Source organism: Blautia sp. MCC269 (assembly GCF_018785655.1).
In the GTDB taxonomy this organism is placed as follows: domain Bacteria; phylum Bacillota; class Clostridia; order Lachnospirales; family Lachnospiraceae; genus Blautia_A.
In genome coordinates this window covers 196,805-215,375 of the sequence record NZ_WQQE01000013.1, presented here as the reverse complement: position 1 = coordinate 215,375, position 18,571 = coordinate 196,805, and the positions used below count along the sequence as shown (strand labels likewise).

At 44.6% G+C, this 18,571-nt stretch carries 14 protein-coding genes; 1 reads left to right on the top strand and 13 read right to left on the bottom strand.

Annotation, left to right across the window (positions count from 1 at the left end):
• Positions 1-16: 16 nt before the first annotated feature.
• On the bottom strand, positions 17-1,573 hold the full coding sequence (locus tag GPK88_RS05825) for an ABC-F family ATP-binding cassette domain-containing protein (RefSeq protein WP_118169371.1): 1,557 nt from the start codon (positions 1,571-1,573) through the stop codon (positions 17-19).
• Positions 1,574-1,798: 225 nt separating this feature from the next.
• Here GPK88_RS05825 and GPK88_RS05820 point away from each other — a divergent pair, with 225 nt between their 5' ends.
• Entirely contained in the window at positions 1,799-2,140 is a 342-nt protein-coding gene (locus GPK88_RS05820) for a VOC family protein (protein ID WP_148444960.1), read from the top strand.
• Positions 2,141-2,285: 145 nt separating this feature from the next.
• Here the strand turns inward: GPK88_RS05820 and GPK88_RS05815 are convergent, their stop codons facing one another.
• The 12 genes from GPK88_RS05815 to truA form a co-directional block, all read right to left on the bottom strand.
• Positions 2,286-3,674 carry a sodium-dependent transporter gene (locus tag GPK88_RS05815; protein ID WP_177291093.1) on the bottom strand — a complete coding sequence of 463 codons (1,389 nt, stop codon included), beginning with the start codon at positions 3,672-3,674 and terminating at the stop codon, positions 2,286-2,288.
• A gap of 200 nt (positions 3,675-3,874) precedes the next feature.
• Positions 3,875-4,267 (bottom strand): 30S ribosomal protein S9, encoded by a 393-nt coding sequence (gene rpsI, locus GPK88_RS05810; protein ID WP_021977820.1) that lies wholly within the window; start codon positions 4,265-4,267, stop codon positions 3,875-3,877.
• A gap of 16 nt (positions 4,268-4,283) precedes the next feature.
• On the bottom strand, positions 4,284-4,712 hold the full coding sequence (gene rplM / locus GPK88_RS05805) for a 50S ribosomal protein L13 (protein ID WP_021650595.1): 429 nt from the start codon (positions 4,710-4,712) through the stop codon (positions 4,284-4,286).
• 268 nt (positions 4,713-4,980) lie between these two features.
• The gene (locus GPK88_RS05800) at positions 4,981-6,300 is read right to left on the bottom strand and encodes an ATP-binding protein (protein WP_148444962.1); all 1,320 of its coding nucleotides are present in this window, start codon (positions 6,298-6,300) and stop codon (positions 4,981-4,983) included.
• Positions 6,297-7,025 (bottom strand): LytR/AlgR family response regulator transcription factor, encoded by a 729-nt coding sequence (locus tag GPK88_RS05795; protein ID WP_330384873.1) that lies wholly within the window; start codon positions 7,023-7,025, stop codon positions 6,297-6,299. Before GPK88_RS05795 ends, GPK88_RS05800 begins: the two co-directional genes overlap by 4 nt.
• An 83-nt stretch (positions 7,026-7,108) precedes the next feature.
• Complete coding sequence (locus GPK88_RS05790) at positions 7,109-8,689, bottom strand: MFS transporter (protein WP_148444963.1); 1,581 nt, start codon at positions 8,687-8,689, stop codon at positions 7,109-7,111.
• Between the two features lie 13 nt (positions 8,690-8,702).
• Positions 8,703-10,154, bottom strand: coding sequence for a family 43 glycosylhydrolase (locus GPK88_RS05785; protein WP_148444964.1), 1,452 nt, complete (start codon positions 10,152-10,154; stop codon positions 8,703-8,705).
• 35 nt (positions 10,155-10,189) lie between these two features.
• The gene (locus GPK88_RS05780) at positions 10,190-10,609 is read right to left on the bottom strand and encodes a hypothetical protein (protein ID WP_148444965.1); all 420 of its coding nucleotides are present in this window, start codon (positions 10,607-10,609) and stop codon (positions 10,190-10,192) included.
• A gap of 12 nt (positions 10,610-10,621) precedes the next feature.
• Positions 10,622-13,651 carry a glycoside hydrolase family 3 protein gene (locus tag GPK88_RS05775; RefSeq protein ID WP_173761817.1) on the bottom strand — a complete coding sequence of 1,010 codons (3,030 nt, stop codon included), beginning with the start codon at positions 13,649-13,651 and terminating at the stop codon, positions 10,622-10,624.
• A 226-nt stretch (positions 13,652-13,877) separates the two neighbouring features.
• Positions 13,878-16,289 carry a glycoside hydrolase family 2 TIM barrel-domain containing protein gene (locus GPK88_RS05770; RefSeq protein WP_173761816.1) on the bottom strand — a complete coding sequence of 804 codons (2,412 nt, stop codon included), beginning with the start codon at positions 16,287-16,289 and terminating at the stop codon, positions 13,878-13,880.
• A 166-nt stretch (positions 16,290-16,455) separates the two neighbouring features.
• Complete coding sequence (locus tag GPK88_RS05765; RefSeq protein WP_148444968.1) at positions 16,456-17,790, bottom strand: MATE family efflux transporter; 1,335 nt, start codon at positions 17,788-17,790, stop codon at positions 16,456-16,458.
• Between the two features lie 26 nt (positions 17,791-17,816).
• Positions 17,817-18,554, bottom strand: a complete 738-nt coding sequence (truA, locus tag GPK88_RS05760; protein ID WP_148444969.1) for a tRNA pseudouridine(38-40) synthase TruA — start codon at positions 18,552-18,554, stop codon at positions 17,817-17,819.
• Positions 18,555-18,571: the final 17 nt, after the last annotated feature.

Genomic DNA, 18,571 nt, shown 5'->3' with positions numbered 1-18,571 from the left:
TATCGTAATTACATCATCAGAAAATCTTTGTTGTCCACTTGCTCATATCCCAGACTTCATTTACCACATCCTGATAAAATTCCGGCTCATGGCAGATGAGAAGGATACTTCCGCGATATTCCCGGAGAGCTTTTTTCAGCTCGTCTTTTGCATCCACATCCAGATGGTTGGTTGGCTCATCCAGAAGAAGAATGTTGGTATCACGATTTACCAGTTTGCAGAGACGGACCTTGGCCTGCTCACCACCGCTTAAGACACGGACCTGACTTTCGATGTGTTTGGTTGTAAGGCCGCATTTTGCCAGTGCAGAACGTACCTCATACTGGGAGAATGACGGAAATTCCTGCCACAGTTCTTCGATACAGGTGGTCTTGTTCTCGCCTTTTACTTCCTGCTCAAAATATCCGATTTCGAGATTTTCTCCCTGTTCCACACTTCCTGAGATCGGTTTGTTCAGGCCAAGAAGGCTTCGTAACAGTGTCGTTTTACCGATACCATTGGTTCCTACCAGTGCGATCTTCTGTCCACGTTCCATGGTAAAATTCAGCGGTTTGGAAAGTGGTTCATCATATCCGATGACCAGATCATGTGTTTCAAAGAGCATTTTTCCCGGTGTGCGTCCATAGCGGAAATTGAACTCCGGCTTCGGCTTCTCTGCTGCCAGCTCGATCACATCCATCTTGTCCAGTTTTTTCTGGCGGGACATGGCCATGTTTCTTGTGGAAACACGGGCTTTGTTTCTTGCCACAAAGTCTTTTAGCTCACTGATCTCCTGCTGCTGTTTCCGGTAGGCCGCCTCCAGCTGTGCCTTCTTAACCGCGTAGACTTCCTGGAAGTGGTCGTAGTCTCCTACATAACGGTTCAGTTCCTGATTTTCCATGTGATAGATGATATTAACCACAGAATTCAGGAACGGAATATCGTGGGAGATAAGGATAAAAGCATTCTCATAATCCAGGAGATATCTTTTCAGCCATGCAATGTGTTCCTCATCCAGATAGTTGGTTGGCTCATCCAGAAGCAGGATATCCGGCTTCTCAAGAAGCAGTTTTGCAAGGAGTACCTTGGTTCTCTGTCCGCCACTTAAGTCTGTAACGTCACGGTCCAGTCCCAGATCCAGAAGTCCCAGTGCTCTGGCAACCTCCTCTACTTTTGCATCAATGGCGTAAAAATCGTGAAGTGTCAGTTCATCCTGAATGGTTCCAAGTTCTTCCATCAGCGCATCCATCTCGTCAGGATCTGCCGTTCCCAGTTTGTCGCAGATCTCGTTCATGCGCTCTTCTTTTTTGAGAAGGGGATCAAAAGCGGATTTCAGCACCTGTCCGATGGTCATGCCTTTTTCCAGCACTGCATGCTGGTCCAGATAGCCTGCGTGGACATTTTTTGCCCATTCTACTTTTCCTTCATCCGGCATCAGTTTTCCGGTTACGATGCTCATAAATGTGGACTTTCCTTCGCCGTTGGCTCCTACAAGCCCAATGTGTTCTCCCTTCAGAAGCCGGAAAGATACGTCTTCAAAAATCGCTCTGTCTCCAAATCCGTGAGTCAGGTGTTCTACATTTAAAATACTCATTTGTTATATTCCTTTATTGTTGTGATTTTTGTGTTATATTTTGTTTTCCTTTATATAATGCTATAGTATTATACTTGATATTCTTCTCTGCTGTAAAGCCAAATCTCCGTATCCTCTGCGTTCGTATAACAATCTTTTTTTCCTTGCCAGTTATCACAAAATCGCTTATTCTTATAACAGATAAAAAATCGCATATACATCATATATAAAGGAGGCACAATTTTTATGGCAAAGATCGATCATGCAGCGATCCGTACTTCTTCCTATGAAGATGCACAGAAATTTTTTGAGGATGTTTTTGACATGCATATGTGGCGGGAAATTGGGGAAAAACCGGAGCGCAAATGCTGGTTCCGGGAAGGTATCCAGCTCTGCGAAGTTTCCAACATCAACACAGAGGCAGAGAACGGATATGACCACATTTCCATCGCCGTTGATTCTGTGGAAGAAACCATGGAAAAGATCAAATCTTATCCGGTAAAAACCATCAATGACCACTGGTTTTCTCTTCCGGATGGAACACGGATCGAACTGAAACTGCTGGCTAACTGGAAGGTGAATGACTGATATAGCACAGTAAATCAATATATGGACGCACCGAAACCAACTTTCCCTGCCTACAGCGTAATTATCTGTGGCATAAAAAAGGATCAGATGAGAATGATTTCATTCAACATTCATTCTCACCTGATCTTTTTTATAGCTTTATTTTTTACATACTGATGATTCCAAGCACGTTTGCAATGGAACTTAACAGTACAATGATCAGACAGACAGGTGCCAGATACTTGATAAAGAACTTGTATAGCCCTTTTCTGCGGAATTTCGAAGACTGTTCGATCTCCGCCGCGATCCTGTCATATCCCACAACACGTGTTACCAGGAAACAGGTGGCAAGTGCTGCCAGAGGCATCATCACGGAGTTTGTCATAAAGTCAAAGAAATCCAGGAAATTCATTCCGAAGATCTTCAGGAAATCCAGCACCCCATATCCCATGGAAGATGCAGTTCCGAACACAAACATGATCACTGCCATCAGGATACAGCATTTCGCACGGCCCCAGTGAAGCTCATCCATAAAGGTAGATACGCTTGTCTCCATCAGAGAAACCGCACTGGTCAGTGCCGCAAGAAGAACCAGCACGAAAAACAGGATTCCTGCGCCGGTTCCCACTCCCATAGTTGCAAAAACCTTCGGCAGCGTGATAAACATCAGTGAAGGACCAGCCTGCAGTGTATCCGGATTTCCGCCTGAGAAAGCAAACACTGCCGGAATGATCATCAGGCCGGCAAGGATTGCAATACCTGTGTCAAAAATCTCCACCTGTGTGGTGGACTGTTCCATATCCAACTTCTTATGCATATAGGAACCATAGGTATATAAGATACCCATTGCAATAGAAAGTGAATAAAACATCTGCCCCATGGCTGCCACAACTGTCATCCAGGAGAAATTCTTAAAGTTCGGGATCAGGAAATATTTTACTCCTGCCATGGCATCTGGACGTGTCATCGAATAGATGGCAACGATCACAGCCAGAACTACCAGAACCGGCATCATGATTTTTGACATAAGCTCCACGCCGTTCTTTACACCGCCGAGGATAATGGCAAATACCAGCACAGCAAACACCAGAAACCAGGCTTCCACCTGCCAGGAATCCGCAATAAAACTTCCGAAATAACCATCTTCGGAAACCTTCTGCACATTTCCCTTTAAATACTCTACCAGATACTTGATAACCCATCCGCCGATGGTGCTGTAATACGGCACGATCAGCATCGGAATCACCGCATTCAGCCATCCACCGATCTTAAACGGTGCGCTTTTTCCAAAATGTTCAAATGCTCCGACCGGACTCTTACGGGTCATTCTTCCCAGCGCTGTCTCCGACATGATCAGCACATATCCAAATGACACAGTCAGCAGGATATAAACCAGCAGGAACATTCCTCCGCCGTACTTCGCCGCCAGGTAAGGAAAACGCCAGATATTTCCCAAACCTACCGCAGATCCGGCAACAGCCAGCACATAACCGATCTTCCCGGAAAAACGTCCCCGCTGATGATGGCTGTGACCGGATTTCTTCACTTCACTCATCCATAAAACCCTCCTTAAATTCCTGTGTAAAAAAAACTCCCACAGGATCGCGCCTATGGGAAGTCCGTATGATAATATAGTATCAAAAAATGGGGGAAATGTCAAAAGAAAGGATAATGTCCTTTTCTTACATATAAAAAAACCCCGGAACCAAAAGGTTCCCGGGGTTTGATGTTCTGATATTCGATATATCGGTCTGATTATCGTTTGGAGAACTGCGGAGCTCTACGAGCAGCTTTGAGACCGTATTTCTTACGCTCTTTCATACGTGGATCACGTGTAAGGAATCCAGCAGCTTTAAGAGCTGGTCTGTAGTCGTTGTCTGCCTCGAGAAGGGCTCTGGAAAGACCGTGACGGATTGCTCCAGCCTGTCCTGTGTATCCACCGCCGCGAACATTAACGATCACGTCGAATTTACCCTCTGTCTCTGTTAAAGCCAGTGGCTGACGAACGATAACTTTCAGAGTCTCAAGTCCGAAGTACTCATCGATGTCTCTTTTATTGATAGTGATTTTACCTGTTCCAGGTACCAGGTAAACTCTTGCGATTGATTTCTTTCTTCTTCCTGTTCCGTAGAATTTTGCGCTAGCCAATGTTTTCTACCTCCTATTAAAATGTTAAAACTTCAGGCTTCTGAGCCTCATGTTTGTGCTCTGGTCCTGCGTATACGAAAAGTTTCTTGTTCATAGCTCTTCCAAGAGGTCCTTTCGGAAGCATTCCCTTAACTGCGAGCTCGATAACCTTCTCAGGTTTCTTTGCTAACATTTCTTTTAATGTGGTTTCTTTCATTCCACCAACATAGTCGGAGTGGTTATAATAAATCTTCTGCTCAAGCTTCTTGCCTGTAACTTTGATCTTATCAGCGTTTACAACGATTACATAATCTCCTGTGTCAACGTGCGGTGTAAACTGAGGTTTGTTCTTTCCTCTTAAAACACTTGCAACACCGGATGCCAGACGTCCCAGAGTGCAACCCTCTGCGTCAACTACATACCATTTTCTTTCGATTTTATCCGGATTAGCCATATAAGTCTGCATGGTCCTACCTCCTGTTATTTATCAACGATAATGTTTCTCAAACCGCGGTACTTCCGCGAAAAAAAGTAAATGGAAACGCGGGTGCAAAATAAATCGCGGAAATGTCCGAAACCGCTGATAAAATGCCATCGCTGGGGCTATTGGCTCAAGCATCTTCGCACTACGTCACATTGAGTTATTATATTATAAGGGATTCTGCATGTCAACTGTTTTTTCGTGTAATTTTCAACAAAATTTTCAATGTTATTACGGTTTGCTTTTCTGACTTTTATGCCTTCTTCCCACTGATCGGAATCAGTATCTTCAGTTCAAACCAGTTATCTCTCTGACAGGCTACTGTAGATCCACCATATTTTTCCACAGTCGCGCAGATACTCTTCATTCCATAACCGTGAAGCCTCTTATCCTTCTTGGTAGTCACCGGCATTCCATTACGAAACCGGATCTTTTCATCGCAGTAATTTTCTGTCCGGATTCGCACGAACTGTTTTTCCCTGGAAACATAAAGCCAGATAAGACGTTTCTCCTTCTCTTTCTGCCTGCTGACACTCTCAATGGCATTGTCCAGCATATTTCCAAACAACGCACTGATATCCATGTCATCCATGAACGAAAGACTCTGACCTTCTATAATCACCTTCAGTTCGATCTCCCGTTTCTGACATACCATGGATTTATTGGTAAGTACCGCATCCAGAATCCGGTTTCCTGTCTTGTTCTGCGTCTCATAGACCTTGATCTCATGCTCCATTTTGTCCAGATAATCTCTGGATTTCCCTGCATCTGCCTGGCTTCTCAGAAGATTGATCTGATGCTTCAGGTCATGATATTTCTGATTGACCACATCTATGCTCTCCCTGGAAAGCTGATAATTCTTATACTGCATCTCCATGATATTACGAAGAGCATCTTTTTCCAGACGGAGCTGCATCTCTTTTACCTGGATGTGATAAGCATACAGCACGGCCATTCCACTTAAGTCCACCAATGTACGAATAATAAAAATATCCATGGCAAAGCGTCCGCTGAATAGTCCGTTCTGATCCAGATAACTTAAATTGCTCATGCCGAAAACAGCAGCCGCAACGATCACGACAACCAGCAGCTCCCGCCTGGTCACATTCAGCTCTTCGATATCTTTTTTGAGATAACACTCAATAAGAAAAAGCAACCCGAATAATCCCAGATAAACCACTGCCATGATCACCCACTGCCACCCAAAGCTGCATCCTGTCAACTCATGGATATAATAAAAGACCTGCCAGCACAGAGAAGCTCCAAATTCTCCGTTTATAAATGCTTTCACACAGAAAAATCCGGCCTCCCTCACTGTGAAACAGTTGCACAGATAAATATACCCGTACATCAATCCGATAATCACCACCATAGCCGGAAGAAACAATGCCTTACCAACTCCGTGGGTCCATGTCATAAATAACAAAAGGAGGGCAAACTGAATGCAGCTTACCACTCCCAGCTTCCATCCTTTTCGTTTCTTCTCATTGGAGCCTGCGATCACAAGCCCGGACATGGCATAAGCTATGGCATAGTAATAACCAGGTGTATTCAACACCTCTCCTGCATTCATTTGCCCACCTCATTCAGATATTCATTTAATGCGTCAAGAAATGGTTTCCGTCTGCTGCGGCTGACCTGGATCACATCGCCGTTTACGCACACATCACTTCCCACATAATTCTCCACGTATTCCAGATTCACAAGATAACACCGGTTGCACCGGAAAAACTTTACAGGATCAAACTGGCTGTCTGCGTCCTTCATAGTTCCCTTGGTGCTGTATTCCCCCTCTGTTGTGTGGTAGATCAGAAGATGATCCTGTACCTCCACATAGCAGATCTTCGACACATCCAGCTTCTGTTTTCCGCCTTTCAGGGAAATGGTGATATATTCCCTGGCAGATGTTTTTACACGGGAAAGTGCTCTTCCCATACTCTCCGAGAAAGAGAACCAGGAAATCGGCTTCAACATATAATCCAGCGCATTTACCTTATATCCCTGTATGGCATACTGAGGTGCATTGGTGATAAAAATGATCTCCACATCCTTATCCAGCTCCCGGATTTTCTCTGCTGCCTTCATTCCGTTCATAAAAGTCATCTCGATATCCATCAGAAGCAAATCATAGTCTGCAGAATATCCTGTGACAATATCCTCGCCATCCTGGAATTCCTCTATGGAAAATTTCAGTTTCTGTTCTTTTTCGTATCTGTGGAGACAGTCCAGAAGTGCTCTTCTGTCCTGCTCACTGTCTTCCACTACCGCAATGCGGACCATCGCTGCCTTCACCCCCATGAAAACTACTTTTCACATGAGTTCAGTATACCAAGAAAGCCTCTTTGAAACAACAGAAAAATCCGTCATATCCGACGCAAACTTTATTCTTCCCAGGTTCCGCCAGCTGCAAGTACTGCAGCTTTCTGATTCTCTTTGATGATCCTGTGATCTTCCTCGATATGCTTCTCCACATCCAGTCTGCTCATCATAAATACGATGATGGCAAAAGTGATCACTTCCATTCCAAGAAACGCAAAAGCAAGTACATTCTCTACTCCGCCCATCTGACGGTATACCACCTGTCCCGTATAATCTGCCACATTATTGATAATGGTAAGTGTGGACGAATCACAGGCAACACCGGTATTGGTATATCCTGCAAATGTAAGAAGTCCGTTGATAATTCCCGTACAGATTCCAGTAAGACCTACCATGATTGATCCATAAACAGACATGGTAAAACCATCACTTCGGAAACCGTTTTTTGCTTCCAGGTGATCCAGCACATCGGAAAGAAGTGCCATGGTCACATACATGGCCGGGATACTTCCAATGCCCTTCAGGACCATGCCTACACACACCAGAATAAAGCTGTGCACATCAATAAAACATACCAGGCCTCCAACAACAGAAAAACAAAGTCCCAGCACAACTGCACGTTTTTTTCCAAGCTTATTGGCAATAGGCCATGCCACAAACATTCCAATGGCAGTAGGGATTCCTCCGATCAGTCCAAGGGTTGACATCAGAGTTCCTGACGTCTGTTCCGGATTGGCAGAATTAATCACGCTGTCAAACATCCATCTGGCATAAAAACTCATGGAGCTGTTTTTTACCAGCTGTCCCATCTGGAAAAGCAGGAAATAGAGAATGATGATCCACCAGTATTTGTTACGGATGCATCCCTGCACCTGTTTCTTTAACGGAATTTTTTCTTCCTTTATATTCAGGTTGATATTTTCTTCTGTGATACGCTCTCTTGTAAAATAATATTCCAAGAGAATGCCAACGAAGCAGAACAGACACAGTACAATGGAAATGATCCTCCAGTGTGCATAGCTTGCCTCAACATTAATCTCGCCATTCTCTGCAACAAAAAGATAACTCTGCAGAAGAACCGGTACCACAATACTTGCTCCGATCCCTGCGGAAGCTACCATAGCTGCATTGGAAAAAGTTGCAAGCATGCCTCTCTGTGAAGAATCCCTGGTAGACAGCGCGACCATGGAACTGTGTGCTGTGTAAAAACATGGATAGGCAAGCGCATAGTACAGGTTATAGGACACTGCGATCCAGATCATCTGAATACCCCCGCTCTGTCCGGTCGGAGTCATAAACAGAAGGATCACAGCAACTACTACCATCGGCGCAGACAACAGCATGTATGGCCTTGCCTTTCCCTGAGAAGTTCTTGTATTATCAATCCATCTTCCAATCAGGAGATTTCCAAGTACAACGAAGATCACGGATATCACCGGCAGCATAGTCGCAAACACACCAAATCTTGTCCAGCCAAGAACATCCACATAATAACGGTTCAGATAAGCACCGAAAATGGAATTCGCAAGCATGGCACAAAATGGTGCCAGGAAATATCCGATGATCATCTCAGGTATCTTTACATTATCTGATTTTATTTTTGTACGAAAAATCGGGTTTTCCACAATTTTTGTGATTTTCATAAGATATTTCCTCCTACTTCAGATCAAATGAGTGGAAATCAAAAGAACCTTTTCCTTCATAGCAGAAAAACAATGCTTCTTTTTTTCCAAGTCCGGTAAGTTTCGCAGAAAATTCTTTCCGCTCTCTGGATACCTTTACCGGGATCTCTGCTGCCGGCTTCTCATTTTCCCTGGTTCTTATATAAACCGTTCCACTGGCATTTCCACAGATATTGATACGAATTTCCTTTGTTTCAGATAAATCAAAATATTTATATCCCGCTACTGATCCATCACACATATGTGCCACATACTGATCCTCACCGGATTCTCTGTCTCTGCCCTTCTGGGTAAGATAAGGATGACCAGCCTTCGGATGCTTCAGCATGCTTAAAAAACGGGTGCCTTTTTTTCCATATACATTGCAGGCAATATAGGAGGGATAATGTCCAGTCCCATTTAACGGACTTCCATTTAATCCGCAGGAAGTCATCTCAGCCTGACAGAATTTTCCATCTTTAAACTGGATTTCCTCTGCACATGCCTGTCTGGAAGACTGCTTACGGTTGCTGTGTCTGTGATAAAAAACGTAATATTTTCCATTGATCTCAATCAGGCTTCCATGCGTATTGCCTGTGGAGTTTTTCGCATGGTTTACATCATTTACCCCAGGAAGTCCGATATCACCGTTGCTGACCAGAATTCCTCCGTACTGAAAACCGCCGGTCGGGTGGTCGCTGACTGCATAGCAGAGCTCATGACTGTTCAGGGAACTGTAAATAAAATAGTAGGTTCCGTTAAATTTCCGCATGGAGCTTGCCTCAAGAAATGCATGTCCTTCATATGGAGTTCCTTTGGACTCCTTCTCTCCTGCCACGCCAATGTAACCAGGACCTTTTTTTACGGTGAGCATATCTGACGGATCCAGCTCAAAGCACATCGGTCCATGCTCTGTAGGTTTGGATCCATCCAGAAGAATCGGATTTCCCTGCAGCGCAAAACCGGTATAAAGATAAAGCTTTCCATCATCATCCATAAAAATCGCCGGATCAAACTGGAATGGCTCCCCTTTTTTTCCAATTGGAGTATTGTCTTTATAGTGTACGTAGCCGTAGAACTCATAATGACCTGCAGGTTTGTCACAGACCGCAACCGAGATCATCTTGGTTCCACCCATAAAATAATAAAGGTAAAAACGACCATCAGGCCCCTGCACCATATCCGGTGCAGCGAGGCCATTGGTCAGACGGATTCGCGGTGCCGCGGGATCCTGCTCTCTCTTATAGATACATCCTTCATATTTCCAGTTGCCCAGGTCATCCACCGGCGCTGACCAGCAGACGTAATCACCCAGACAGAAATTCAGTCCGTTAAACAGGTCATGGGAACCGTAAATATAAATTCTTCCGTCTACGATATGCGGTTCCGCATCCGGTACATATTCGTAGCTTGGCAGATACGGGTTGAATGCCTGTTTTGTTTTCATCAAAATTCCTCCATATAATATACAATTCTGTTTCTTTACGCTTCCATTTTTCTTCTGTTCAGGAAACCGGAAATAATCGCAATCACAAGTGCCAGTACATAAGCTACAACAGCCACCTCAAAAGAAACGGTCAGCTTTGCGAGACCTACGCTGACGCTCTGAATATAAGATGCTGCGTTTTTTGCAAAAATGGCAGTTGCAACAGCTTCCAGAATCGCATAAACAATTGTCATGTTATCCCACATGGGGCGGTATCCCTTTGCCAGTGTCAGAATCATCTCCATAAGTCCTGCCACAACAGCGATTACGGTAAATACAATAATTACAGCTTCCAGATTATTTTTTTCAGTGCCATACATAATATATCCGATCAGTGCAACCACAAGGGCAATCACAGAAAGTCCTGATACATAAATGCCGGCTGCTGCTTTTCCAAAAAATTCCTTGATGCTCATCCATTCTTCCTCCTACTGCTCTTTTCTGATCTTACGTGCCTTACGGATGTAAAGTGCCAGACACAGAACTGTCAGTACACCGAAGAGTACATCCACACCGATCAGGCCTTTCTGCCATACAGTAAGTACATAATCTACACTTGTGCTGTCTGTTACACCATTCATAAGGTTGCTGTTTACATACGCATACAGTGTGTAATGAAGAGATTCTTTGATCCGATTCTGGATGGCAAGATCATTCTTCACAGTCTTTGCATTCAGATCACTGTAGGAATCCAGGCTTGTATTAAGAAGAAGATCTGTTCCTGCAAGAAGTCCCTCTTCCCATCTCTGATAATCCTCAGAGGAAAGCATATCGGTATTCTCCCAGCCTTTGAATCCCCATTCATTTCTCACAAGTTCTGCGCTCAGACCTTCGCTCATTCCAACCCATGTACAGCCGATACGGTTGTATGCGTTCATAAGACCCTGGGCCTGTCCTTTTACAAAGCTGATCTGGAAACCACGGAGTTCGTTTTCACGGAGTGCCTGCTCATTTCCAAATGTAGCAACACCACTTCTGTTTACTTCCTGGTTGTTAAATGCAAAGTGCTTCGGTGCAAGGATGCATCCTTTCTCCTGCGCTTTCAGGATCTCGGAAGCTCCCAGCTCTCCTGTCAGGACACTGTCCTCGGAAAAATACTCCTGGTTTCTTCCACAGTACGGTGTACGGTGCAGGTTCAGTCCTGGTGCATAAATGGTTGTGATATTGCTCCACAGAGAATCCTCCGCAAAAATATCTCCCTGCTCCGCTGCAAGATCTTTATTGAAAGTTGCCGCAAGTGTAGGCTCTGTCGGAAATGTTCCGCATTCATAAGATGCATTCTCATCCTTGGAAGAAACATAACATGGATCCCCGGACTCGCTTGCTTTCCAGTAAGTAGAAAGTGTTTTTCCACCAAATGCATCCAGAATTCCATTCGGTCCATCTGCATCACAGCCACCTACCAGGTCAATGGAAGCGATCGGCTCAATACCGGATCCACCAAGCTGGATAAAATTGCATGCCTCGTCCAGGCTGATCTGGCTGAGCAGCTGATCCCATTTCTCATCGTCATAATCAAGGCCTTTCAGATCAATAATGTGAAGATCACCATCCTGTCCCCATTTTACCTCAGAGGTGTCATCGTCTTTGGAAACCGTATAGGTATCTCCTTTGATCAGCTTCTGCATATCTTCAGTAGCTTCAACACTGTCATAAGCTTTCGGCCAGGTTGCCTCCCAGTCATTTCTGGAAAGATAGGTAACTGTTCCATCCTTAAAATTATTAAGATCTGCCTCTTCAAACTGGTTCGTAATCTCATTTCCTGTTGCAGAAGACATTGCATAAGTAGTTGTATCAAGACTGTCCTCTTTATAGGACACTGCCAGATCTTTATTTCCATCTGCATCCATACCATCTGCAGTTGTATAACCTTTTGCCGCAAGGATATTATTCAGTGCATCATGTGCGCCGTTTCCAACTGCGAAATAATAGTCACCTGCGTCCATAATATAGGTCTTTGCTGTTGTATAATCATAGCTTGCAAAATATTCCTTCGGAGCTATAACTTCCACAGTTTCGGACTCACCCGGTTTCAGCTCTTTTGTTTTCTCAAAACCAACCAGCTGAACGGAAGCTTTTTCCACATTGTTTTCTTTGTCATAGTCTGTATAAGGAGTTTGTGCATAAAGCTGTACTACATCTTTGCCCGCCACATCTCCTGTATTTTTCACCTCAACGGAAACAGTTACGGAATCGCCCTCATAATCGAAGTTTTTGATATTCTGCTCAAATGTTGTGTAGGAAAGTCCGTAGCCGAATCCATAGGAAACTTCCTCATCATAGTTCCAGGTACCATTATCATTGGAAGCTCCTGCCGCACTGTCTGCATTTCCCTGTTTCAGAACCGTGTCTTCATATCTTGTTTCATAATATTTATACCCTGTATAAATGCCTTCGCTCTCTACCAGATAGTTGGAGCCACTGTAATTGGATGCCCCAAAATTGTCTTCTGTGGCATTTGTGAACGTATAGCTTCCGAAGTTTACCATAGCCGGTGAGGAAACAGAGCTTACTGCATAAGTATCTGGCAGATGTCCGGAAGGACTTACCTCGCCTGTGAGAACGGATGCAACTCCCTGAAGTCCTACAGTTCCAGGTTCACCGATCCAGAGAATACTGTCGATATCTTTATCCTCCTTCAGTTCCTCGATCTCCATAGGATTGTCAGAGTTGATAAGAACAATAACCTTGTCAAAATTCTTCTTTGCTTCATTAATCATGTCTCGCTCTACATCCTGAAGTCCAAGTGCCAGATGTGTTCCGTCACCATCCTGCACATTATCTGTGCTGGTTCCGAAATCATCGGCCTCACTGCCCTGGCGTCCGATCACAACAACTGCCGCATCATTATAATCACTGTAGCTCCCACGCTCGGTATCTGTGTATTTCTCAACAGGAACTTCACCTGTACGGATCGTCTGAGCTTCCATCTCGGCACCTGTAAAACCAAACCATGTTGGTGCAAGTGCCATACGCTTGTAATCTTTACTCATCTTCTCATAGAAGCTCCACATAGTAGGATTTACCTGAATTCCCGCATTTTCAAAGCAGTCCTTGAAACTTAAATCCTGTTTTGCAGGGGAACTGCTTCCTACTGTTCCGCCATATACAGGCGCATAACTTGTCATTCCAAAAAGAGTTACCTTTGGAGAATTTTTAAGAGGAAGTGCCTGGTTATCATTTTTCAGAAGCACCGTTCCTTCTTCCTGGATCTTTGTCATAACATCATTTCTGGCATTGATAAGATCTGTTGTGTTGTCATAATCCGACTTGTAATAATAGGCATCATCGCTGTCGCTGGTCTCACCGGAAACGGAAATATTCGTTGTTCCCAGATATTCATTGATCTTTGATGCCCATGCATTGGCAATGGTCGTTGTTCCAAGTGCCACTACCAGCAGCGAGGATGTGAGGCCTGTAAGACCACGCAGAGCCCTTGTGGATCGTTTGTTCTTCATCTTCTCTTTCCTCCCGAAGTTCTGTTTATCAGTTGTATGGAGTATAGCATTGAATTTTCACTCTTTTGCATTTTTACCGCCAACGGTAATTTTTTGAACGTAATCGGAATCAGATTTTTGTATAGTTTTACCATGTATTATTAATATTGCACATATTTTTTGTATAGTTTTTATGCAATTTTCACAAGTATAAAGTAGGCACGTTCCGTAGTCTGCCTGTGGATCTTTATCTTTGCATCGGGACGATACAGCTGTATGTATTCTTCTCATCCTCAACACGTACCACTGCATTGCCGCTTTCTCTCATACGTATCACAGCCATAGCTTCTCCGTAATACGTCTTTGTGGTATCCTGTGCATAATTTCCTTCCACATACGCACAGGCGCTGCCAAGGCCTTCCAGAGTTCCGTTCTCTACAGAAACCTTTAGCTCATGTTTTTCCATGGGTTTCCAGTTTCCCTGACTGTCCGTATACTGCAGCGGAATAAAAACAAGTTCTCCCGGTTTTGCTGTTTTCGTTTCCGGATGAATCGACAGCATCGTATCTTTTTCTGCTGTTTTCAATGTCTGTCGTCCCAGCTCACATCCGTTTTCACTGTAAGAGATTGCTGTGATCTCACCGTCATGATAGGTTACATTAAATTTTGTCCTGCATTTTTTTACTTTTTTCCGGCCTGCAGTTTTTCCGTTGATTTTAAGTTCCACCTCTGCTGCCCGGGCAAAAACTTCCACTTCTGCACTCTCACCATCACAGCCACGCCAGGACCAGCTCTCCACAGCTTTCGTAAGTGCCCATCCTGTAAGCTGAAGTTTTTCTTTCTGATATACAGGCTTCACCGCAATAAAAGGCCCCTTTGCCTGTTCAAACGCGACTCTTGTGTAAGCAGCCTCGGCTCTTGGTTTTCCAAGAAGATCAATACGTCCGTTATTTCCTGTCATTCTGGTATGCGGCTCCAAACCTTTATAATCACTGTACTCTGCCGCACCATCACCGGTTTCGCCGATATAATCCCATCCGGCCCATACAAAATCTCCGATAATCCGGTTATTCTTTTTTGCAATCTCCCAGAAATCATAGGCATCCTTACAGAAGGTCTCACTTCCCAGAATCAGACGTTTCGGATATTTTCTTAAATCATGTTTATAACGGAAGATCCCGTAATTATATCCTGCAACATCCATGGCTGCATAGGCATCTTTTGTCTTCCAGTCACATGGAGGAAGGGTAGCTCCCATTTTCATGAAATAATCTCCTGCAAGGCATGCCAGTGTATTATAGAATTCACTTCCTACCGGCTTTTTCTTTTTTGAAGCATCTTTTGCCGCATTTTCTGCTGTTTTTTCCGCCTTATCATCACTGTATACACCAAGACCGATGGAACTTAAGAAATTAAAGAAAATGTTAATTCCACAGGTAACCGGTCTTGTGCCATCCAGGCTGTGAAGATATTCAGTCATACATCTGGTAAAAGCAATTCCCTTTTTCTGTGCTGTCTCGGCAACTTCATTTCCTGTAGAATACATAATCACAGACGGATGGTTGAAATCCTTTTCCACCATATCTTTAAGATCCTGTTTCCACCAGTCCTTCAGTTCTGTGGCATAATCATATTTTGTCTTGTGAATATACCAGACATCCACATACTCATCCATCATCAGCATTCCCTGACGGTCACAGGCATCCAGAAATGCTCTGGAGCACGGATAATGAGAAGAACGGATGGCATTGTATCCGTTCTCCTTCAGAATACGTACCTTTCTCTCTTCTGCTTCCGGAAATGTACATGCTCCAAGAAGTCCGTTGTCGTGATGAACACAGGCTCCCCGGAGAATCACCCGCTTTCCGTTTATGGTCATTCCCTCCCGTTCATTCCAGTGAAGGGTGCGCACTCCAAAATGCTCTGTCACCTGGTCGTTTCCAAATGCTGCATTTAAGGTATACAGATGTGGAGAATCCGGACTCCAGCGCTTCACATCCGGGATTTCCAGAAGGAATACTGCTTTCTGCTCCTGGCCATTACTTTTGGAAACTATTCTCTTTTCCGATATTTTTTCTATCGCAGCCACGATCTGTTCTCCATCCAGAATCTGAACTTTCACAGTCCCTGGAATTGATGTTTTCACCTCCACCTGAATCTGCGCCGGCTCCAGACTGACCGTCTGAATGCGGATTCCATTTACCGGAATGTGTTCTTTTTCTCCCAGATAGAGATTTACCGGACGGTAAATTCCTGTTCCGGAATACCACCGGCTGTTGGGCTGATCTGCATTTCTGGCAATCACGCGGATCGTATTCTCTGCTCCGTACTGTAGAAATTCATTCAGCTCCACATAAAAGTTTGTGTATCCATAGGGGCGAAATGCCGCTTTTTTTTCATTAATATAAATTTCCGCATCATGATATACACCTTCAAACTCCAGAACTGCTTTTTTATCCACATCTTCTGCCGGGACAAAAAATCTCTTTGTGTATTCATAATCGCCGCCAATATACCAGCCGATATTTCCTTCTCCCTGACTTTCTTCGCTGCGCTGCTCACTGCGCATGGCATCATGAGGCAGCGTTACTTTTTTCTCCGGTTCTTCTCTTGTCAGACATCTGCAGATCCAGTTTTTGTTAAAATCTCTTTTTTCCATCTTTTATCCCTTTTCTCTCATACAATAAAAAACCGGGCAGCACATTCTTCTGTGTTGTCCGGCTGCGTTCTCTCTGTAATAAACTATAACTGCTGCATTCCGAAAATGCAAACACAGTTGACGGTCAAAACCTGACCGTTCACGGAGAGACGATTTTAGTTATTAATTATATAAATCCTTTTTTTCGTACCTTCCGGTAAACCAGGATCTGATACAGCACAACGCTGATCCATCCGATTCCTGTGGCAAAGGCGACAGCCTCAAGTCCCATTCTGCCGATGAGCAGATAAGACAGAACCACTCGAATGGATATATGCAGCGTGCTTCCAATCACCGGGACGGAAATCTTTCCGATTCCACGGAAGAATCCCACCCCTGCGTTTCCGATGAAATTCAGGATATAAAAGACAGATACCACATTCATATACAATACGGCATTTTTCATTACGGTTTCTGACGGATTCCCCATGAGAAGCTGTACCGCGCCTCTTGTCAGGGTTGCCTGCAGGACAGACAGAATGATGACAAATACGATCATCAGCCCAAGCCCCTGATGAAATCCTTTTAGCGCTCTCTTTTTATCTCCTGCGCCACGGTTCTGGGCCACGAATACAGAGATTGCTGTGGAACCGCTGTCTCCGAAGGAATTGGAAAATCCTTCAATTCTGGTGGTCGCCGTATATGCGGAAATGATCTCTGTTCCACCGGAGTTTACCGCTCCCTGGACCAGCATCTTTCCAATGTAGATACTGGACTGATGAAGGGCAGACACCGCCCCGAAATTGGCTGTCCGCTTCAGAAGCGGCAGATCCATTCCCATATCCTTCCGGCTGAAGAAAAAAATTGGATGTTTTTTCCTCATGATCCACAGACACACTCCTGCAGAAAAAAGCTGGGCGATCACAGTAGCCAGTGCAGTTCCGGCAGTTCCCATATGTAATCCCAGCACAAAGGCAACATCCAGTGCCAGATTCATGCACATGGCAATAAAAAGGGTCCATAACGGTGTTTCCGTATCCCCGGCAGCTCGAAGCACCGCAGAGCACCAGTTATAGAGAAAGGTGGCAGGAAGTCCGATAAAAATGATCCGAAGATATGCCACAACATAAGGCTCTACCTCCAGCGGTGTCTGGATCAGGCCCAGCACCGGATACAGAACCAGAAGGCTTACAATACTCAAAACAATGGTAAAGCCCCCTCCCGCACTCAGCGAAAGGAAGCTTTCTTTTCGAAGTTTTTCATAATTTTTCTGCCCGTAGAGTTCTGCAAAAATAATGGACATTCCATTACATCCACCATTGAGAATAAAGATAAACAGATTCATGATGCTGCCCGCAACACCAATGCCCGCAAAGGCCTCCGTTCCCACATATCTTCCCACGATAAAAGAATCTATGGTGTTGTAAAACTGCTGCAGGATATTTCCAAGTACCAGAGGAATGGTCAGCGCGATCAGTTCCCTCCGGATATTCCCATGCAGCAGATCCTGTGTATTTTTCATTTCAGTGCCTCTTTTTCATACCTTTTTCAGAAAAACTCAATTCCCATCAGTGTCAACCCCTGTGCCGGAGCTGTGGGGCCTGCTGCAGCCCGGTCACAGGCTTTGAGGATTTTGTCCATCCGTTCCGGAGGATACTGCCCGTTTCCGATCTCAATCAGGGTACCGGAAATAATACGCACCATATTGTAAAGGAATCCGGTTCCGGAAACACGGATGGTCACCATATCCCCGTCTCTCCACACATCCATGGAAGTGATGGTACGGATGGTTGTCTTCACCTGAGCGCCGGAGCCGCAGAAACTGGCAAAATCATGGCGCCCGATCAAATAAGAAGTTGCCTCCTTCATCTTTTCCACATCCAGCTTGTAATGGTAAAAATACGAATACAGTCTTTCTGTGGGAACCGGGAATTTCCGGTTCAGGATACGGTACTCATATGTTTTTTCACTGTCACAGTAGCGGGGATGGAAATCCGGCTCCACCTCCTCAGAAAGCTGGATACGGATATCTTCCGGAAGTCTCTGGTTCAGTGCATAGGAAAACTTTTCTCCGGGGATCCTGGACTCGGTATCAAAAACCGCCACATTTCCAAGGGCATGTACCCCTGCATCTGTACGGCTGGCACCGATAGTCTCTATCTTTTCTCCAAGCAGTTCACTTAAGGTATCGTTTAATACACCCTGGATGGTCGTTCCGTTTGGCTGTGTCTGCCAGCCGGAATAATGCGTTCCATCGTAAGCCACTACAAGTCCTACTCGTTTCATAAAATACTATACCTCCT